The following is a 20,756-nucleotide window of genomic DNA, read 5'->3' as shown; positions in this document are numbered from 1 at the left end:
GCATGTTATGGTTTAAAATAAACATGATGTTTGTTTAAATTTTAATCTCTTGCTTTATATTTTAATCGGACTAAGATAGGAAATATAAGGCAGATTTAATCGGCTTTATATTTAAAAATAAACAATAACAGGTGCCTAAGGATGAAACATGATGTTCTCCCTGCTGTGCTACTTACTTTGATCACAATCACTTTACCTTCATATACATTTGCCCAAAGTCCGGAAGGGACTTATATTATTATGGGCGGGGGATTGCTACTGGTCTTTACCTTAGCAATTTACGTGTTTTATGAAATCAGGAAGTCGATTCAACTGCATATCAACAAACCCACTAAATAGTGGGTTTTATATTTTTAGCGCTTAAATTGAGTTGAAAAAGAGCCCAAATCTGGCTTCTAATGTCTGGGTAATCATTTAGATCTCCCTCAAACTCAGCCAAGGATAGCCGCATGAAAGCCGTATTTTTAGATTATGCTTCACTTGATAAAAATGATTTGGACTTCAGTGCGCTTGAAGCTGCATTCGATCAGCTTGAACTGTTCCCGACGACCACTCCTGCACAGTTGCTGGAACGGGTGCAACATGCTGACGTCGTGATCAGTAATAAAGTGGTCGTGGATGCCGCCACCCTTCAGCAATGTAAAGCCTTAAAACTGATTTTAATTTCTGCCACCGGCACCAATAATATTGATCTGGTTCAGGCGCGTGAGCAGGGTGTTGTGGTGTGCAACTGTCAGGGTTATGGCACGGCAGCGGTAGCACAGCATACGCTCAGCCTAATGTTGGCTTTAGCAACCTCATTACTCAAATATGATCGTGCAGTAAAACAGGGGCAATGGAATAAAGCCTCGCAATTCTGTCTGCTGGATTTTCCGATTATCGAGCTCTCCGGAAAGACGCTGGGTATTATTGGTTATGGTGAATTGGGTCAGGCGGTTGCCAAACTGGCACAAGCCTTTGGCATGAAGATATTAGTTGGCTCATTACCCAAGCGTCCAGGTGATGCAACGCGAGTGCCTTTTGCTGAGTTGTTGCCGCAAGTAGATTTTCTTAGCCTGCATTGTCCTTTAAGCGATGACACCCGTGATTTAATTGATGCTCAGGCTTTTGATGCCATGAAACCAAGCGCATTTTTAATTAACTGTGCGCGTGGCGGCATTGTCAATGAAACGGCGCTGGCCGAGGCTTTGATACAAGGCAAAATTGCGGGGGCAGCAACCGATGTACTCACGGTGGAACCACCGAAGGATGGCAATGTATTGTTGTTAGAAGATATTCCAAATTTAATTATTACCCCGCACAGTGCATGGGGTAGTGTAGATGCACGACAACGCATTGTGCAGCAGATGCTGGAAAATGTAACTGCCTTTAAAGCAGGACAACCCATTCGTCAGGTGAATTGATTGATCTCAATCAATTTTGATCCATACAATGAAGCCTCTATCGTTAAGACAGAGGTTTCGGACTTTAATAAGTGCTTACTGCACGGTTTGCAGTGTATTAACTTGCCGGTTGCACTGGTACAGATGAACTTTCTGTTGAGGACTGGCTTAAAGGACGAGAAACAATAGGTGCTGGCTGATCATTTGGGCTACCTAAAATAGTATCTTTGGTTTCATTGAGTTTTTTGTTGACGCTCACTGCCGCTTGCTGAGTTTTTTCTTTGGCCATTTCTGATTTTTCAGTTGCGAATTCTTTGCTGTTTTCCCAGGCATTTTCAACTTTTGGCTTAACTTTGGCGACGCCTTTCTGTAATCCATGATCCACTTTTTCCGCCGTGTTCTCTAGGCTTTGCTGTGCCTTATGTCCTAGTACCTTAAAAATATTGGGATTATCGCCATAAGGTGCGACCTGAGTTTGGCTGGCAGTGCTTTCAGTTGCAGTGGTGGTTTGAGCCCAAAGGGGAGTAGTTGCCAAAATGGTGCTGCTTATCAATATCGTCTTCATCATTTTCATTGTGAGTGTTATTCCTGTTTTAGAGATCGTTAAAAGTCTTGTCATCATCTATAGAATTTTATTCTAAGGGCTAGTTTTGCTTGAAATGTGAAGTTTGGCGAAATTAATACAGATTCATTACATTTAGGATAAAGACGATATACACCTCAAAATACACATCAAAAAAAAAGCTCATAGAGATGAGCATTTTTAGGGGCTGGTTTAAAAGGTTGATTGATTACTCAGATGTTTTGGTTGAAAAACCTGAATGAGGGCGTCCAGTCATATTTTCTAACTCAGCATGAGTTTGACCGTTAATATCCATATTACTTGGGTGTGAACTAGTTTCTTTGTTGTTCTGAGCTTTTTCACCAGCAAGGTTCTTGTTATTTGCTGAAGAGTTTTTGCTGGCAGCTCGAGTGGTATGGGTGTTTTTTGTTGCCGCCTGATCGACTTTTTTAGTACCTGGTTCTGCTTTGACATTATTTGCTGCCTGAACGGCGGTATGTGTCAAAACCAAGGAAGTGGTTAAAAGGATAGCTGCGGTCAATGTTGTTTTGATCGTTTTCATAGCGCGATTTATCCTGTATGACAGAACCCGAATGTCTCCGAGTCATAAGTTAACTATCATATTCGGTTTAATAGGGAAATCATTCACTTGAGAATAAATTCAAACGTTTTAGCAACAGCGAATTAACATTCATTCCGTGTATGTGAAAATGATTTACAATCGCAATTGGTTAAGATTTTGAATCCTTGATAGTTTTATAAAATCAGGATTTTTTCAGATACAAATGCAGGTTTAAGCACACTGAATTCCGTGCACAGTGAAAGGAATTTGAATTGACGTTAAAGTTTGGGTAATGGAGAGATGGATTGAGTGAGCTCTATAAAGGATGATAGATAAACGTAATACAGGGCGATGCTGAGAAGGGCAGAATCACCGGGTCAAAGTTGAGCCGATGATTCCTGATGAGATTAGTCACATTGTGCCAAAGCATCTTTATGGAAGTTGTTGCGCAGGGCAAGGAAGTTCTTTTTCACTTCCGGAGCATTCAGGTCAAAGTTCTGTGCGGTGCTTGTCCCGTCCTTAGCAAAGGTTGCTGCGCCACCGGACATGAGGGTTAAACCTTTAAATGACCATTGTTCTACCGATTTTCCTGCGGCAAGGTTGCCGGTAAATTCAATCACGCATTTGTCGAAAAATTTAGTCAGTTTGGCTTTGTTGTTGGTGGTATCCGGATAGACATCCAGGTTTTCAACTTCTTGTAGAACACCAGTTTCCAGTTGTGGGATTTTAGGAGCAGTTGTACACGCCGTAAGAGCAATACCCGCAAGACCTGTCAAAATAATCGTTTTAAATTTCATATGATTCTTTCTTGTTGAGTGTTGTTAGTTTGAGTATAGGGAATTGATGAATTATTGGCTATAACAAATAGTCTAAATATTGTTTGGGTTGAAGATGTTGTATATCTTGATTTACGACATCAATTTTTTTCGTATTTGGAGCAGATAGAAAGCTTATAGACCCAACTATAATGAGTACAAAAATTAATACTATCGCGTGTCGTAAGCGGAAAACTTTTAGATCACGAATATAGATTAGCTTTAAATGTTCATAAGCTAATTCTTTTGAAATATCTAGAGATACATCTTCAATTTCATTTTTGTAGTCTTGGACAGATTTTGAGGCAAAGTTCTTTGTTCGCCAAAATATATTTATTAATTTAAATTGAAATAAACCACCATTGAAGTAAAGACCATTTTGATCTGTATTATCTTTAATATGTTTGGCTGGGTTATCAATTGCTGATAATGCAGAAAGTAGAATAAGAACTATGGCTAGCCAAATTACAAAAATAATAGCTGCAATAGCGTGTTGCCACCAAAGATCATTCGTTAGGAAGAACTTAAAAATGTCTCGTATTTGAGGAAAGGGAACGATAGAGCCTGCTAATAAAGCTCCGATTTTAAAATCTACAGCACGAATATTTTGTTGAGTGTCTTGGATAGCTGAATGAAGAAAATCAAGTTTATCCATTGTCTTGAACCCATGTATCCATCAATGTATTTATAACGTCGCACTCATGAAAATCCGTATAAGGTACTTTGTTACATAATTTTTTGTTGTCATCATTTAAATTTTGATGGAAAACATCAGAAAGAATGATCGGTTTGCGCCATCCTTTGTTAGCATCATTGCAATATTGAGCCGTTTTTCCAATTAGCTCACCAATCCAAGTAACTTCATTGATACCACTACCTTTATAGCCAGCTTTTATAACTAAAGCTTGCCCATAATGAAGTCCAATACCAACTTTAAGCTGAGTATAATTTTTTTTCTTAAGTTTTATATTTAAAGTATGAATTAGTGAATTAGCTTTAGCAGCTGTATTGAATACCTCATTGATTTGAACAATTGTTTCAGTATTAAATACCCCCCAAACACAATCACCCTCAATATAGATTTGCTGGATATTTAGATTACCGTTGAGGAGAGCAACCAATTCGGAAATATATGCTCTATATATTTTTGCTAAGACCTTTTTTTGATGTTTAGTAGCTAGTTCTTTTGAACCACGTAAATCAATAAATAGAGCAGAGCAATTTATATGATAGCCATTGTTATACGTTAGATCATCAATACTAGGTACTTTATTACTCTCTTGATAATTATTATCGGAAGAGTCTAATATTTCATCTATCCTTTCACGACTTTTTTCAAAATCATAAACTTTATAGTTAGCTTGCATTTTATTTATCTATTAAAAAACCCCACTAATTTATAGCGGGGTTTCTTTTAACTTTCAAGCAATTATGGCTCAGTGCTGCAACACTGAAATATCTGCAACACTGGTAAACAAACCACGTAATTGAGCAAGTAAACGCAAACGGTTTGCTTTCAGTTCTGCATCATCTGCCATCACCATGACACCGTCAAAGAACGCATCAATAGGGGCACGCAGTGCAGCTAACTTAGAAAGTGCTTCTGTGTAGTCTTTCGCAGCAAGTAATGGCTCAACCACAGGTGTGATTTTCGCAAGTTCAGCGAACAATGCTTTTTCAGCATCTTCAACCAGATTTGCCTCAACCACAGCACCTGTAGGTTCAGCTTCTTTCGCCAGAATGTTGGCAACACGTTTGTTCGCAGCCGCAAGCGCAGCAGCTTCAGGCAGGTCACGGAAGTGATTCACCGCATTTACGCGTTTGTCAAAATCAAGTGGAGATTTTGGCGACAAGGCTTGAACCGCTTGAATCACGTCAACCGCAACACCTTGGTCTTCGTATTTCGCACGGTAACGACCTTCAAGGAATGCAACCGCATCTGCCAAAGTCTTGTCGTGGTCTTTCAATACATCGCCATAAGCAGCCAAAGCCAACTTGATTAAATCTTCTAAAGACACATCAAGATTGTTTTCAGTCACTAAACGCAAAATACCAATTGCAGAACGACGTAGTGCAAACGGGTCTTTAGAACCTGTAGGTGCCTGACCAATCCCGAAAATACCAACCAAAGTATCAAGACGATCAGCAAGCGCTACCGCAGTACCGGTTTTGGTTTTTGGCAATACATCACCAGCGAATTTAGGTAAATACTGTTCACCTAGTGCTTCAGCAACTTCGTCATTTTCGCCTTCAATGCGTGCGTAGTAAGTACCCGCAATACCTTGAAGTTCAGGGAATTCACCGACCAATTCAGAGGTTAAGTCGCATTTTGCAAGCAAGGCAGCTTTTTCTGCATCTTCCGCTTTCGCACCAGTGATCGGCGCTAATGCTACAGCCAATTTCGCAATACGTTCAGACTTGTTCCATAGTGTGCCAAGCTCTGCCTGGAATACCATGTTTGCCAGTTTCTCTTTACGCGACGCAAGCGGCTGCTTTTGATCTTGTAAGAAGAAGAATTCAGCATCTGACAAACGCGGTCGAACAACTTTCTCATTCCCTTCAATAATTTGAGTCGGATCTTTAGACTCAATGTTTGAAACGGTAATAAAGTAAGGTTGAAGTTTGTTGTCAGCATTTACCAAGCAGAAATACTTTTGGTTGTCCTGCATCGTGGTGATGAGTGCTTCTTGAGGAACAGCAAGGAAACGTTCTTCAAAGCTGGCACGAAGCGCAACAGGCCATTCAACCAATGCAGTCACTTCGTCACGAAGATCGCTTGGTACAATCGCAATCGCATTCACTTCATCCGCAAGTGCTTTCACTTGCTCGTTGATGATCGCTTGACGTTCTTCAAATGAAGCCACAACGTGCGCTGCTTTTAACTTCGGTAGATATTCTTCTGCATTTGCCAAAGTAATGGCTTCAGGTGCATGGAAACGGTGACCATAAGTCAGGTTGCCTGCTTTGTGATCTTGAATCGTTGCATCAATCACATCGTTATCTTTCAACAACACAACCCATTTCACCGGACGTACAAATTCAGTACGGCTTGCCGCAGAACGCATACGTTTTGCAATTGGAAGATTGTCCAAAGCCGTTTGTAAAATTTGTGGCAGTAAAACGTCAAGGCTTTGACCTTTGACATCTTTTAAGTAGCAAACTTTTTCAACTTTACCTGCTTGGAAAGTCGATACTTGATCAACAGTAATGCCTTGACCACGCATAAAGCCTTCAAGCGCTTTGGTTGGGTTGCCTTCCGCATCAAATGCTGCTTGTTTAGCAGGGCCATCAAAACGTTTTTGTGTGTCTGCTTGTGCGCCATCAACATTGACAATTTTAAGCGCAAGACGACGTGGTGCTGCATAAGCTTCGATTGAATCAAACGCTAAGCCAGCATCTTTTAAGCCTTTAACGGTTTCTGCTTGCAGCGCATCACGTAATTTTTTTAAGCTTTTTGGTGGAAGTTCTTCACAACCAAGTTCAAATAAAACTGTATGTGTCATTTTCAAATGTCTTCTTTAAATGTCGATGTATCAAATTCAGTTGATTTAAACATCAACTTTAAATCCTAAAGGAACATCACAGGCTGCCAGTCCTCCACGGATTCCCCAATTTTCCAGAGGAATGTCACGCACAATAATGGTGACATAGGTCGGTGGAATACCAAGCAACTTAAGATTATCTACAATACCTTGATAAAGTGCGCGTTTTGCTTCAACAGAACGCCCAGCAAAAGCATCAATAATAATTTGAGTGTAAAACTCAGGTTGATCTTGATGCGGTGGACAGGCAAAACGATGCGGTAAATGAGCAAAGAAGCGAATGTGCTTGTCCTTTTCAGGAATCTTAAAGTGTGTCACCAAAGCAGATTGAACCGCTTCAATAATGGCAATTTCTTGCTCGACTGTATATTCGCGTCTTACTTCAATGGTCACACTTGGCATAGCTTCACTTCCATTTCATTATTGTTTTATCAAATTGTTAACCTTGCTGTGCTTCTGCTTCAACTTGTGCTTTTAGCTGTGCAAGCACTTCATCACGTAGGTGTGGTTCCGCCATCGGGAAACCAAGTTTCGCACGTGCTGCCACATAACTTGTTGCGATTGAACGCGCCAAAGTACGTACACGTAAAATGTAACGTTGACGTTCAGTCACCGAAATCGCACCGCGTGCATCCAGCAAGTTAAAGCTATGCGATGCTTTGATCACCTGTTCATAGGCTGGCAGTGGAAGTTCAGCTTCAATTAAACGTGTTGCTTCAGCTTCATAGAAGTCGAACAGTTCAAACATCTTGTCGACTGGTGCATATTCAAAGTTATAGGTCGATTGCTCAACTTCGTTTTGATGAAATACGTCACCGTAAGTCACTGTACCAAACTGACCTTTGGTCCAAACCAGATCGTAAACTGAGTCTACACCTTGCAGGTACATGGCCAGACGTTCAAGACCGTAAGTGATTTCGCCTGTTACCGGGTAACACTCAACACCGCCCACTTGCTGGAAGTAAGTGAACTGAGTCACTTCCATACCGTTGAGCCAAACTTCCCAACCTAAGCCCCAAGCGCCCAGTGTTGGCGATTCCCAGTTATCTTCCACAAAACGGATGTCGTGAGTGAGGGTATCAATACCAATGGCTTCTAACGAATCCAGATACAATTGCTGGATGTTGTCCGGGTTTGGTTTCAGCACCACCTGGAACTGGTAGTAATGTTGCAAACGGTTCGGGTTTTCACCATAACGGCCATCTTTGGGACGACGTGAAGGTTGTACGTAAGCCGCGTTCCATGTTTCTGGCCCTAAAGCACGAAGGAAAGTTGCAGTGTGGAATGTCCCTGCACCCATTTCCATATCGTAAGGTTGTAACACCACACAACCTTGTTCAGCCCAGTAGTTTTGTAAGGCAAGAATTAAGCCTTGAAATGTATCAATATGCGATATGGCGCGACTCATGTAGCATCCATTAAAATTAGAGAAAAATTGGCTCTAAGTATAAGGATTTTGGCGGTGAGTGGCAAAGGGTATCCATGAAATCTACGCAATCAGATGTCATTGTTTTTGATATTTTCCCTATGACTGCGCAGGCTTAAAAAGATAAAAAGTCCGACTGTAGGTAAGGTAAAAAATGAAAACTTATAAATTGAATTCAGTAGGTTATTAGGGCTTATGCTATAAGCAAAAATGAAAATGGCTAAAATAGCGCCTAGGATAATGCTGAATAATTGAAAGAATTTAAAATGTTGTAATAACAAAAAGTAAATGATCAGTGGGGGATAAATGAATAAAACATAGAAAAGGATAGCAGGGATAAAAATAAGAATGTATAAACTCAAGACTATATTGATCTCATTGTAGAGATCTTGGAATACAGCCGCTAATAATAAAATAGGTAAATCTACGAACAAGAAGCTATTTATCGGGGCGAGCAATAAATTGAGCGCAATACGTTTTTTGCTTTGAACTAAAGGGCGAAACAGAAGTTGCATAAGTTAAGCATCTTTTTTAGTTTATTTTAAATGTTTGAGATCATTGGTTTTTGTGGCATCTATCTCATCATAAGTAGGAAAATGAATTTAGAAAAGATATAAAATAAATACACCTTTATATTACCTCATTCTATAATTCCAAACTTCCACCCAAAATAACAAAAGGTGCACTGTGTTCCATCCCCAACGCGAATGGCTGAATACCCTCAAGCCCAATTTCAAGATTCTTCCCTTAAAAGATCGTCTGTTGTGTGGCATTGGTGCATTGCTGGGGTTGGCGCTCTCTTCCTTGATCAGCTGGTGGGTGCTGGGCGATATCAATGCCTGGTATATCGCGCCGATGGGAGCCTCATCGGTATTGCTGTTTGCCGTGCCTGCCAGTCCGTTGGCACAGCCTTGGAATATGGTGGTCGGAAATACCATTGCGGGAATTATTGGGGTGACCTGCGCCATGTATATTCCAAACCTGACAGAAGCGTTTAGTGTGGCAGTCGGCCTTGCTATTATTTTGATGATGAGTACAGATTCCTTGCATCCACCGAGTGGGGCCGTGGCCATTACTGCGGTACTGGGTGGGGAAGCGGTACATGAGTTGGGATATCACTTTATCTTTTATCCGGTGTTGTTAAATTCACTGCTGTTGCTGGTGATTGCGATCGGGTTTAACCGTGTGTTGGGTAAACAGTATCCACAAGTGGCACAAGTGAATCAGCGTTCCAAAGACCCGACACCAACGCAAAAAGTCACCATTCAACCGCAAGATATTCAGGAAGCACTGGGTCAGCAAACCGAGCTTTTGGATATTAGTGAATATGACCTGCAAAAAATCATTTTAAAGGCTCAGGAAAAAGCCAATGCCAGAGGATTAAGTCAGTTCAAATGTCAGGACATCATGAGCAAAGATGTCATGAGTCTGAACGAAAATGAGGATATTCATTCCGCGCTGGATAAATTCAAGGACATGAATTTAATGAGTCTGCCGGTGGTGAATGCCCAGCAGCAATTGGTGGGGACGCTGGCTTTATATGAAGTGGTGGAATGGTTTCAGCGTGCGACTGATTTAAGAACCACCTGGCAGCGGCAAGTGAAGGATATTATGGTACGCCAAGTCGTAACGGTAAAACCGGAGCAGCCGATTCAGGATTTGGTTCCGTATTTTGTGGAACGCTCATTTAACTACATTCCAGTGGTAGAAAATTACCACATGGTTGGAATTATCAGCCGGGCCGATATGATTGCGGCATTAAATCAGCAATTGAATCTGGTGGCATAAATCAAAAGCAAAAAAAGCCACGACTCTTTGGGGGAAAAGCCGTGGCGAAAAAGGATCAGTGTTTAACGATATGGATTAGCATCCTGATTTACCGTCCGAACCGGATTTTGATAGCCTGCTGCTGGATCTATAAGAAAGGGCTGTTTAGGAATCACCAGCCACAAAATCAGATAGACTAAAATGCCCGGGAATGCTGCACTCATGACAGAAACAAGGACAAAAATAATGCGAAGTAAAGTAGCATTCCAACCAAAACGTTCAGCAATACCACCCATTACACCGGCAATCATGTTCTGGCGATTAGAGCGATATAAACCAACATTGGCCATCTAGGTCTCCTTAAAAATAACAAAACAGTTAAAAAATTTGGTGATGATAAAAAGATGGAGATGCGATATCCATTTTTAAAGTGCTAAATACTAAAAAATAGTTAAGTTATGTAAATGCATATTGGTAATTGCTAGGAATGAGACCTAAAATTCGGTTATCTTAAAAAGGTTGATTAATATCAATAAAAATCAACCATGTGAATTGCATTTCAATAGAATTAATCCTGTTAATTATTCCTGTCAGTCAGTGAATATATACATAAGCAGTCGAAAAAAATTTATGATTTGAGAGGCTATGGGTGTTGCTAAAAGCAGATTATCATCAATGTATATTTGTTGTACTTATTGCAGGATTGACAGGTTGTCAGCAACCTGTAGAAGATTCTGTGGCCAAACAAATGGATACCACAACTTCTGCAGCTGCAGCGACTCAAGGTAAAAAATTAACAGATGTGGCAGGGCAGGCAACTATTCCTGTGCAGCAAACAGAGTCAAAGATCAAAAAAACAATTCCGAAAATTGCTGAGCCCTATATTGGCCGTTATCAAACCACCATCAGTTGCGATGATCCTTTTGTGAATTGCAAAGGAGGGAGTTCTGATTTTGTGGTGAATTTACTTGAAGATGGCACTGCTCATCGCACCATGATTCATTCGGGGCAAATCACCTATACTTCAAATATGTATTATCATCAGGATCGTTGGTCTTATGATCCGGTATACCATCAAGTGATTTTACATCGCTCAAGTGGTGTGGATTTTTTTTATGATGTGGATAAGCAGTCTAATCTGGTGATGAATCTGGATAAAACTGCATATGCTACAGAAATCAATAAACAATATTTTGCTGAAGGTAATCCTTTTCCCAAGCAGGCTTATCGGTTAAAGAAAGAAAAATAAACTCAAGATAAGTTAGGGTCTGTTGACATTTCATAAATGGCTTGCGTTGTAGGCCAAAATTGAGCAATGAGATGTATACATCGTAAAAATGAAATGCAAAGAATGGTGGTTCCATTTTTAAATTTCATGACGCAGTTTGAGATAATTTTAGCCCCAACCCTTCGGGACTAGAGTATTTTTTGACGCTACGTCGTTGTGAACTACGCATTTAGAATGACTAAATTTTGTAGTTCACGCCTTGTATCCTCTAAAAAATACTCGTAGTCGCAAACATAGACGAATTGTCAACAGACCCTAAGTGATTAATAAAGTTTTAATAAGAAAATATGCGCTTATAGGGCGCATTTTTATATGATCCGGAACAGATCGGAATTAGCATGGAATCTGGTGGGTTGTGAGGGGCTCGAACCCTCGACCAATAGATTAAGAGTCTACTGCTCTACCAACTGAGCTAACAACCCTGAGTCAGGATTAGTGAACTTAAAGCATTGCTTTAAGGGTTCACCCGAGTGCAAGAAAAAATCAAAGATTTTTAAAAGTGCATTGAAGCACTGTATTTTGCAACATCGATATAGCAAAATTTCGAGAATGGCGAATCAACCGAAACGGTGTGGTTTGTCTTGGTCGGAATATTGCAGGTTTCGTTTCTATTGTAGTACAGAAAGAAGCCCTAAGAAAGAATGGTGGGTCGTCCGCGATTCGAACGCGGGACCAACGGATTAAAAGTCCGCTGCTCTACCAGCTGAGCTAACGACCCATTCAAAAGACGCTTTTTAAAAGCTAAAAAAGCTTCATGTCAGAAGCCTTTTAAAAGATGGTGGGTCGTCCGCGATTCGAACGCGGGACCAACGGATTAAAAGTCCGCTGCTCTACCAGCTGAGCTAACGACCCATCTCTAGGTTGATCAAATTAAGTGGTGGGTCGTCCGCGATTCGAACGCGGGACCAACGGATTAAAAGTCCGCTGCTCTACCAGCTGAGCTAACGACCCTGAACCAACATTCAAGCTAGACTTGAATGTGCAGTGCAAGAAAATAAAGAGTTTTCTCAACACCACTTCGTTTGATGGAGCGTATTGTAGCAAGATATCAAACGAGCGCAAGTAAAAATTAGCAAACTTGTTGATGTTTGATTATAAATACAACAAATTTGCTATATCTAGCCAAAAAACACTCGCTTTGAAATTAGAAGCGATATTGATAGGCTTGAATATTGTTGAATATTTCTGCACTTAATTCACAATATTCTGTGGCATTGGGCAGTAAAACCAGCATACGCTCATCGGTTTTATTGGGATCAAAGCCTTGTTCTTTGAGCTTGTTCTTTTGATATTTGAAGGTGCCCGTGGTTTCCACTTGTGCCTGAACACGTAAAAATACCGGAACGGCATAAGCAGGCAGGCATTTTTTAAATGCTGTCGCCATTTGCTGCAAATCTGCGGCGCTTAATTCCGCATCGGCATTCAGGGTAATGGCTGCCATGCCAGCTCGGCCATTGGTATGTGGAATTTCCACGCCATAGACCACGGCTTCAGCAATTTTTTCATATTCGCTAACCACATTTTCGACTTCTGTTGTGGAGACATTTTCGCCTTTCCAGCGGAACGTATCGCCCAGACGGTCTACAAATTGCGCATGACGGAAGCCGATATCTCGAACCAGGTCGCCAGTGTTAAAAAAGGCATCACCCTGTTTAAACACGTCTTTTAGAATCACGGATTTATTCTTTTCCGGGTCGGTATAACCATCAAAAGGTGAACGACGGGTAATTTTGCCCACCAGCAAACCGACCTCGCCTTTTTTGACTTTTTTACACCAGCCTTTGGCGTCCTTCACAGGTTGGTTGGTTTCTTTGTCAAATTCAATAATCGCATATGGTGTAGGGGAAAAACCGACAGTATTGTCAAAGTTAAACACGTTGCTGAAACCAACATTGCCTTCGCTTGAAGCATATAACTCCAAGATTTCTTCGATGCCAAAACGGTCCTTGAATTTGTCCCAGATATTCGGGCGCATACCATTGCCGATCATCTTTTTAACACGATGGCCTTTTTCCAGTTCAGATGGAGGTGCATCCATCAGGTAACGGCACAGTTCACCGACATAACCAATCGCGGAAGCATCAAATTTTTTGACATCTTTCCAGAACGAAGAGGTTGAATATTTGCGACGTAAAGCCAAGGTTGCACTGCTGGCAATCACTCCGCACCAGCACACCACAATACCGGTAGCGTGATAGAGTGGTAGTGTGCAGTACATGACATCATTGGGTTTTAAATCCAGTACATGACCGTAGGTACCATAGGCCAAAGTCCAGCGGCTATGGGTGAAAATAACGGCTTTCGGTAATCCGGTCGTGCCAGAGGTATAGATGTAAAACAAGCCATCTTTACCCTGAATGGTATGCGTGGTCGGCGTATTGAATTTTGGAAATTGATCAACTTTTTCAGCCAGATTGGCCCAACCCTGAGGTGCTGTGCCTGCATTTGTTTGAGTGGGTTGATCGGCAAACCAGTGGAAACGGTCTGCTGCAAGTTCCAGATCCTGGCGAACTTCTTCGACTGCTGCGCGGCATTCTTCACCTGCAATTACAGCAATCGGTTTGACCAGATTAATACTGTGGGTCAGTGCTTTACCGGTCTGTGAAGTATTGACCAAAGCGGCGGTCACACCAATTTTTGCCAGGGCAATCACTGTGGCAATCAGTTCCGGACGGTTTTCGACCATCACGGCAATCACATCGCCTTTTTTTGCGCCTAGAGACAAATAAAAGTGGCCAATTTGGTTGGCCCATTCATTCAGTTTTTCATAACTGAATTTTTGATCTTCGAACAATAATGCGGTACCTTGCGGATTACGTTGAACGGCCTTTTCAAAGGCAATTCCCAATCCTGCCGGAGTATTCGGTGTACGCAGATAGGCCTGTTTAAGCCCGCTCAATAAATGAGGAAGTTTACCCATAAACTGGGGGAGTTTTGCTGCGACATCCGCAATACCGATAAGATCGCTCTGAGTAGTCTGGTTCATGTGAATCCTATTTATTTTTCGTAATCCAATACGCTCTTTTGTTCGCAATTAAGTCTTGCAGTCATTTGCGCACTTGTCTTTTAATCGTTTAATTCTAGTGCAATCAACCTAATCCGACAAAAGTATCAAAAAAAACCTAGTCACCGAAATGACTAGGTTTTTTTATTTCGATAAATTAGAGCTAATTATGACTCATTTGCAGGAGTCGCTTTCTTTGGTGGACGACCGCGAGGACGACGAGGGCGAACAGGTTTGTCAGCTTCTTCACCTTCAGTTTTTTCAATTCCTGGTTTAGGCTCTGCCGTTACATCCTGCTGGTTTTCGACTGCCAATTCAGCTTGTACCGCTTCTGGCTTGGTCACTGGTGCAACCTCGGCCACGGTTTCGCTGACAGCTTCAGCAGGAGCGTCAGTGATCACAGGCTCAACCACTTCTGCTGTCACAGTTTCTTGCTCTGCCACAGGAGTCACTTCAGCTGCAGCTGTTTCAGGCACAACTTTAGCGGCTTCAGGTTCGTGTGCTTGCTTCGCTTGTTCTAAAGCTTGCTCAGCAGCCTGTTTAGCCAAACGGCGACGTTCACGTGGGTCATTGGCTACACGGTTGTCAGACGCCGGTTTTGGTGGTGTCAGATCAAGCACAGGTGCAGGTTCTGCTTCAGGCGCAGCTTTGATAACTGCAACATCACGAGTCACTGGCTGTGCAGGTGCTTCTGCTTCAGTAGCTTGATGCGCGATCGTCTCAGCATACTGCTCGGTGAATTTCACCAAAGCACGATTGAAGGTTGGAATTAATCCAAACTGTTCAATCAGTACTGAACAATCTTCACCGTAAACATGGCGAATTAAACTGCCCACTGTATATTGACCTAAAGTTGGCACTTGAGAAGGGCTTAACTTCGGTGCTTGAGCCTGTTTAGCCTGAGCTTCGCGTTTATGGCGACGACGCATACGCGGATCGTTGCTGGCACGTTTGTCTGCAGAACGCGGTTTGTGCGACTCTTGCATTTCAGTGCTTGCAGCAGGTTTTTCATCCTGAGCAACCACTGGTTTTTCACTTGCTGCAGCTTGAGTTTCAGCAGCGACCGGTGCTGCAGAAGCGATAGGCGCTTCAGCAACTACAGCAGCAGTTGAATTCAACGCGACGATTTCACTTTTCGCCTGATCAACATTCACCACTAAAGCCGTTGGAAGTACGTCCTGACGAGGTGTATCAATCACTTCGACTTTAGGTTGTTGTTCGTTTACAACAGCAGGAGTGGCAGCTTGAGGCTGTGCCTGTTCGTTCAATACGCTTTGATCGCGGTGGCGATTTGGACGCTCTGGACGTTGCTGGTTGCGACGGTCACGGCGTGGAACAGCATTTTGTTCTGCTTGATTATCAGCCTGTTGTTCCGCATGTTGACGGCGGTTCGGACGCTTGTTTTCACGTGAATCCTGACGCTGTTCTTGGCGCTCTTGACGTTCCTGGCGAGAAACCTGAACCACTTCTTCATGCACTTGATTGTCGTGCTGAGTTTGTTCACGTTGCTCTTTAGGCTTATTGCTACGTTTTTTATTGTGACGTTGCGATTTTTCTTCTTTATCAGAATATTTATCTGCAACTTCACGTTGTTCCTGTTTATGGCTTACAGGAGCAGTTGGCGTCAAGTAAGCATTGCTGCTTGTTGCAGCGGCTGCTGGAGCAGAGACAGCGGTCGTAACCTGACCCAATTGACCACGACTTACCGCACCGGCATTGACCATTTGCTCAATCGCAGCAGCGGCATTATTTGCAGTACGGGATTGGTCTACAGTAGCTGCCTGTTTTTGTACAAACAGATTTTCTAACCAGGCACATGGACTAGATGCTGGCGCAGCTGGTGCTGCTACTTGAGCAGACGCAGGTTGTGATCCTTGATTTTTTTGCTTTTTATGGCCGCGCTCTTGTTGAACAGGCGCTTGAGCTTGGAGAGCCGCTTGCTGTTCTTCTTCCAGATGCCATTCAGATGCTTCGTAGCCCAATTCTTTTTCACTAGAACGGGTTGCTTCAGTACGTTCATAGCTGGTTGGCGCAAAGCCTTCCGGATTGTAGGAAATTTCGTAATGTGGTGTTTCCAGGTGCGGGTGAGGCAACACGGTGACACGGACATTAGAAGTTTGTTCCAGGTAAACCAGGCTGTGACGTTTTTCATTCAATAGGAATGCTGCAATCTCAACCGGAACTTCAACTTGCACTTCACCATGACGTTCGCGCAGGGCAATTTCTTCCACTTTACGCATGATAGAAAGTGAGAGAGAGCGCAGGTCACGAACCATACCTGTGCCATGACAGCGTGGGCATACATAACCAGTGGCTTCTTCAAGCGATGGACGTAAGCGTTGACGGCTCATTTCCATTAAACCAAAACGTGACAATTGGCCGAACTGGATACGGGCACGGTCGCTTTGAGTCGCTTCACGCAGTTTCGCTTCAACCATGCGCTGGTTGCGGTCTTTGGTCATGTCGATGAAATCGATTACCACCAAACCACCGATATCACGTAAACGCAATTGACGGGCAATTTCTTCAGCGGCTTCTAGGTTGGTATTGAGCGCTGTGTCTTCAACGTCGTGACCACGTGTTGATTTAGCCGAGTTAATATCGATAGAAACCAAAGCTTCAGTCTGGTCAATCACGATTGAACCACCAGAAGGCAGTTTTACTTCACGTTCATAAGCAGTTTGAATTTGGCTTTCAATACCAAAGTGAGCAAATAAAGGCTCATTTAAGGTATAGGTTTTGAGTTTGTCGATTTGACGTGGCATCACGGCTTTTACGAAGTTATAGGCTTCGTTATAGGCTTGCTCTGAGTCAATTAAAATTTCAGCAACATCATCACGCAGGTAGTCACGAATTGCACGTGTGACCACACCGGCTTCTTGATGAACCAGCATTGGTGATGGGCCTGAACTTGCGGTGTTCTGGATTTGCGCCCAAAGGTCGAGTAAGTGTTGCAAGTCAAGTTGTAATTCTTCTTGAGAACGGCCAATACCCGCAGTACGCACAATCACGCTCATGCCGCGAGGCACATTTAAAGAGGCCAACATTTCTTTCAATTCTTCACGAACTGAACCTGAAATCTGACGGCTAATACCACCACCTTTCGGGTTGTTTGGCATCAACACCAAATAGCGACCGGCAAGTGAGATAAAGGTAGAAAGCGCAGCCCCTTTATTACCACGTTCTTCTTTTTCCACTTGTACTAAAAGTTCGGTACCTTCAGTGATCAATTCACGGATATTGGAAGTTTGACGAGGGTCAGCCTGATAATATGAGTTTGCGATTTCACGCATCGACAGGAAGCCTTGACGGCCTGCACCATACTCAACAAAAACGGCTTCTAAAGAAGGTTCTACGCGAGTGACGTGACCTTTATAGATATTAGATTTTTTTTGTTCACGGGTACGATTTTCTAAATCAAAATCGTAAAGACGCTGACCAGTGACAAGTGCAACGCGAATCTCTTCGGCATGTGTTGCATTAATCAACATACGTTTCATGGGTGTAACACCTAATAGTGATACACAACAAAACATCGCTATTCACGTAGCGAACATCACACATTACGGATCAACACCCAGATCTCAAAATGACGCAATTGTGGTCTGAGCTTTCTTACCGGCCTTTTAGGTGGGCTTCGGTTTTTGATTCACGTATTGAAGATGGCAATACGGCTTCAATCTTTAAACGATTAAAGTCACCTGAACGATTCACTGGCGGACAAACGGTGCATTAGATGTGAGTAACTTTCACTGTCACGTAGCTTGAAGATCATCCCTTCCTTAAAGATAGAGCGTCTTGATACGGAATTATCATCGTATCGGTGCTTTATGTGCAGATCCAATGCATCAACGTTGTAGCCTGAATGCGACTTCAGGGTGCGACTAATCTGATGTGTATCAGTTTACGTTTAAAAACCAACTAAGTTGGCGACATATTTTTTAGGGCAAACTGATTTATGTACCTAAGTACAATTAAACGCAACAGTTTGCTTTTTTGCCGATATAATAAGCCTTCGGCGTCGGCATATTCTTTAGGGACCTTTCCGCATTTAGTGTGAATTGTGAAATTTAAGATTCGGCTTCAAAAATATTGAAGTGATTAAATTTTTTCCCACTAACGGTGGTATCCGTGCGCTGACTATATCAAACCTTGCATCATCTGCCTATGGGCTAAGCTTATCTTTCTTGTGTAAAGCATAGCCTAAATGATCAGTTTTTAATCAATTTTAGTATTTTTTGGGTCATCGTAACTGTATGAATTCTACGCAAGAATGGCAAAGTGTCACTTGGTTTGAAGTGGACGAGCATCAATCAGGCCAACGCATCGATAATTTTTTATTTTCCAGACTTAAAGGTGTGCCTAAAAGTCGGATTTATCGTTTGATTCGTGAAGGACAGGTTCGGGTCAATAAAAAGCGGATTAAGGCGGAGACCAAGTTGAATATTGGCGATCAAATCCGCGTTGCACCTATTCGCTATGAACAAAAAGATGAAACCGCTGCGCCTATTTCAGACAAAGTGGCGCAAAGCTTACTCAGCCGTGTAGTGTATGAAGATGAAGGCCTGATGGTGGTGAATAAACCTTCAGGGATTGCCGTGCATGGCGGTAGTGGCGTGGCATATGGCCTGATTGAGGGTTTGCGTGCCGCCACTGGCAAGAAATATCTGGAACTGATTCATCGTATTGACCGTGATACTTCCGGTCTGGTGATGATCAGTAAAAAGCGCAGTACCTTAAAAACATTGCAGGACATGCTGCGTGAACACAAAATCCAGAAAACCTATGCAGCGGTCGTGAAGGGCGTGGTGAGTCTGGATAAACAACTTATTGACCAGCCTTTGCACCGTTATGAGCTGGCCAATGGCGAGCGTCGTGTACGTGTATCTAAAGAAGGTAAGGACAGCAAGACCCAATGGAAGGTTGCTGAGCGTTTTATGCATGCCACTTTGGTTTATGCATCGCCGCTTTCAGGCCGGACACATCAGATTCGTGTGCATGGTTTGAGTATTGGTCATCCGCTTGTGGGTGATGAAAAATATGGTCATGAAACTGAATATAAAGGGCCGAAGCCACGTCGTTTGTGTTTACATGCCATGCGTCTGGAAATTCCGGGTTATCCTGTGATTGAAGCACCTTTGCCTGAAGATATGCAGAGTTTGGTGGCGCAGTTAAGAGCGCAGAAGAAAGATAAAGAGTCTTCTTAATTTTTAATTTCCCTCTCCTTTAGGGAGAGGTGATTAGAATGATATAGCCTCTTCTTATTATCTTGGCTTGAATTATTATCGCGTAGGCATTGCCTTACTTTTCAAAGATGAGAAGCACTGCTTCGCAAGATAAAAATCTTTTGTTGATCTGATGGTGCATCCTGAACGAGCTTTAAAGCGGAGTGCAAGACAGATCAACGGCGGCATCCATGTCGCCTTCATATGGCAAATTACGTGCTATAAATTGTTATTGTTGAGAAGGAGAAGGTTTAGTTTATTTGCTGAGCTTTACCTCTCCCTTGAACAGCAGCGCTGCTCATCTCCTAGGAAGGAGAGGGCTTTAATGCACTGAATCAAACGTTGGAACAAAAACATGCAACAACCTGTAGAACTGATTATTTTTGACTGGGATGGAACCTTATTTGATTCCGTGGGACAAATTGTCGCTAGTCTGCAATTTGCAGCTCAGCAGTTTAATCAGCCTTTAACCCATGAAGCAGCAAAAAGCATTATTGGTTTGGGTTTGCCTGAAGTAGCTCAAGTTCTATTTCCATCAGTTCCAGAGTTGCATGCAGAAATTTTGCAATGTTATGCCGATCACTATGTGGCAAATTCAAAAAATGATGCCTGGTTTGATGGTATAGCAGACATGCTTTTTGACTTGAAATCTCAAGGCCTGAAACTTGCTGTGGCGACCGGGAAAAGCCGTAAAGGTTTAGACCGTGTACTTAATCAAACTGCCAGCCGGGAATTATTTGCAGCAACGCGTGCGGCTAGTGAAACCAAGTCCAAACCTGATCCTTTAATGCTGACTGAAATTCTACAAACCACGGATATTCAGGTTGAAAATGCGATCATGGTGGGCGATACATCCTACGATTTGGAAATGGCACAAAATATTGCCATGCCGCGTGTTGGGGTGAGTTATGGTGTGCATACGCGTGAAGTGCTGACACAATATAATCCGCTTGGTATTGCCGATGACGTTGCCAGTTTGCATCAGCTTTTACTCAATCATGTGAATTTAAAACAAGCGGGTTGATTCAATGGGATCAATAAAAAGGGAGGTGATCCCACTGCTGTCCCACAAATATCACAATAGGAACCTCAATTGAGGTTCTTCTTGTTTTAGCCATTTTTTATCAGGCAGAAAGAGTGACCTTAAGAGCTTCCTTTCGAATAAATTTAGTTGAATAATTCT

At 42.5% G+C, this 20,756-nt stretch carries 17 protein-coding genes and 4 tRNA genes; 6 read left to right on the top strand and 15 right to left on the bottom strand.

Annotated features, from left to right (window positions below):
- Positions 1–449: 449 nt before the first annotated feature.
- Complete coding sequence (locus FB6_RS11760; protein WP_174560169.1) at positions 450–1,403, top strand: 2-hydroxyacid dehydrogenase; 954 nt, start codon at positions 450–452, stop codon at positions 1,401–1,403.
- Positions 1,404–1,500: 97 nt separating this feature from the next.
- Here FB6_RS11760 and FB6_RS11755 read toward each other — a convergent pair whose 3' ends face one another.
- From FB6_RS11755 to glyQ, 8 genes are all read right to left on the bottom strand, one after another.
- Positions 1,501–1,956 carry a hypothetical protein gene (locus tag FB6_RS11755; protein ID WP_174560168.1) on the bottom strand — a complete coding sequence of 152 codons (456 nt, stop codon included), beginning with the start codon at positions 1,954–1,956 and terminating at the stop codon, positions 1,501–1,503.
- 217 nt (positions 1,957–2,173) lie between these two features.
- Positions 2,174–2,506 carry a hypothetical protein gene (locus FB6_RS11750; RefSeq protein WP_174560167.1) on the bottom strand — a complete coding sequence of 111 codons (333 nt, stop codon included), beginning with the start codon at positions 2,504–2,506 and terminating at the stop codon, positions 2,174–2,176.
- A 407-nt stretch (positions 2,507–2,913) separates the two neighbouring features.
- On the bottom strand, positions 2,914–3,303 hold the full coding sequence (locus FB6_RS11745; protein WP_174560166.1) for a hypothetical protein: 390 nt from the start codon (positions 3,301–3,303) through the stop codon (positions 2,914–2,916).
- Between the two features lie 58 nt (positions 3,304–3,361).
- Positions 3,362–3,976 (bottom strand): hypothetical protein, encoded by a 615-nt coding sequence (locus FB6_RS11740; RefSeq protein WP_174560165.1) that lies wholly within the window; start codon positions 3,974–3,976, stop codon positions 3,362–3,364.
- Entirely contained in the window at positions 3,969–4,688 is a 720-nt protein-coding gene (locus FB6_RS11735; protein ID WP_174560164.1) for an adenylate/guanylate cyclase domain-containing protein, read from the bottom strand. Before FB6_RS11735 ends, FB6_RS11740 begins: the two co-directional genes overlap by 8 nt.
- A gap of 69 nt (positions 4,689–4,757) precedes the next feature.
- A complete protein-coding gene (glyS, locus tag FB6_RS11730; protein WP_174560163.1) occupies positions 4,758–6,824 on the bottom strand; it encodes a glycine--tRNA ligase subunit beta in 2,067 nt (688 codons plus the stop codon).
- A 45-nt stretch (positions 6,825–6,869) separates the two neighbouring features.
- Positions 6,870–7,265: a tautomerase family protein gene (locus FB6_RS11725; RefSeq protein ID WP_174560162.1), complete on the bottom strand. Its 396-nt coding sequence runs from the start codon at positions 7,263–7,265 to the stop codon at positions 6,870–6,872.
- A 37-nt stretch (positions 7,266–7,302) separates the two neighbouring features.
- Positions 7,303–8,271 (bottom strand): glycine--tRNA ligase subunit alpha, encoded by a 969-nt coding sequence (glyQ, locus tag FB6_RS11720; protein ID WP_174560161.1) that lies wholly within the window; start codon positions 8,269–8,271, stop codon positions 7,303–7,305.
- 705 nt (positions 8,272–8,976) lie between these two features.
- Between glyQ and FB6_RS11715 the strand changes: the two genes are divergently transcribed.
- On the top strand, positions 8,977–10,077 hold the full coding sequence (locus FB6_RS11715; RefSeq protein WP_174560160.1) for an HPP family protein: 1,101 nt from the start codon (positions 8,977–8,979) through the stop codon (positions 10,075–10,077).
- Positions 10,078–10,139: 62 nt separating this feature from the next.
- Here the strand turns inward: FB6_RS11715 and FB6_RS11710 are convergent, their stop codons facing one another.
- Positions 10,140–10,406, bottom strand: coding sequence for a PspC domain-containing protein (locus FB6_RS11710; protein WP_174560159.1), 267 nt, complete (start codon positions 10,404–10,406; stop codon positions 10,140–10,142).
- Positions 10,407–10,705: 299 nt separating this feature from the next.
- Between FB6_RS11710 and FB6_RS11705 the strand changes: the two genes are divergently transcribed.
- The gene (locus FB6_RS11705) at positions 10,706–11,305 is read left to right on the top strand and encodes a hypothetical protein (RefSeq protein ID WP_174560158.1); all 600 of its coding nucleotides are present in this window, start codon (positions 10,706–10,708) and stop codon (positions 11,303–11,305) included.
- Between the two features lie 385 nt (positions 11,306–11,690).
- Here FB6_RS11705 and FB6_RS11700 read toward each other — a convergent pair.
- From FB6_RS11700 to FB6_RS11675, 6 genes are all read right to left on the bottom strand, one after another.
- Positions 11,691–11,766, bottom strand: a tRNA-Lys gene (locus FB6_RS11700).
- Positions 11,767–11,986: 220 nt separating this feature from the next.
- Positions 11,987–12,062: transfer RNA gene (locus FB6_RS11695), tRNA-Lys, on the bottom strand.
- 58 nt (positions 12,063–12,120) lie between these two features.
- A tRNA-Lys gene (locus FB6_RS11690) sits at positions 12,121–12,196 on the bottom strand.
- Between the two features lie 23 nt (positions 12,197–12,219).
- Positions 12,220–12,295, bottom strand: a tRNA-Lys gene (locus FB6_RS11685).
- A 193-nt stretch (positions 12,296–12,488) separates the two neighbouring features.
- A complete protein-coding gene (locus FB6_RS11680; protein WP_174560157.1) occupies positions 12,489–14,330 on the bottom strand; it encodes a long-chain-acyl-CoA synthetase in 1,842 nt (613 codons plus the stop codon).
- Positions 14,331–14,515: 185 nt separating this feature from the next.
- Complete coding sequence (locus FB6_RS11675) at positions 14,516–17,848, bottom strand: Rne/Rng family ribonuclease (RefSeq protein WP_174560156.1); 3,333 nt, start codon at positions 17,846–17,848, stop codon at positions 14,516–14,518.
- Between the two features lie 89 nt (positions 17,849–17,937).
- On the opposite strand from FB6_RS11675, the gene FB6_RS11670 reads away from it, so the two are divergent.
- The 3 genes from FB6_RS11670 (at position 17,938) to FB6_RS11660 (ending at position 20,597) form a co-directional block, all read left to right on the top strand.
- Positions 17,938–18,084: a hypothetical protein gene (locus tag FB6_RS11670; RefSeq protein ID WP_174560155.1), complete on the top strand. Its 147-nt coding sequence runs from the start codon at positions 17,938–17,940 to the stop codon at positions 18,082–18,084.
- Positions 18,085–18,604: 520 nt separating this feature from the next.
- Complete coding sequence (locus FB6_RS11665) at positions 18,605–19,555, top strand: RluA family pseudouridine synthase (RefSeq protein WP_174560154.1); 951 nt, start codon at positions 18,605–18,607, stop codon at positions 19,553–19,555.
- Between the two features lie 373 nt (positions 19,556–19,928).
- Positions 19,929–20,597 (top strand): HAD family hydrolase, encoded by a 669-nt coding sequence (locus tag FB6_RS11660; RefSeq protein WP_174560153.1) that lies wholly within the window; start codon positions 19,929–19,931, stop codon positions 20,595–20,597.
- Positions 20,598–20,756 lie beyond the last annotated feature (159 nt).

Origin of the sequence: Acinetobacter bouvetii (genome assembly GCF_902753875.1) — a bacterium.
Classification (GTDB): Bacteria; Pseudomonadota; Gammaproteobacteria; order Pseudomonadales; family Moraxellaceae; genus Acinetobacter; species Acinetobacter bouvetii_A.
Note: the sequence above shows the minus strand (reverse complement) of the source record. Positions and strands in the feature narration are given on the sequence as shown.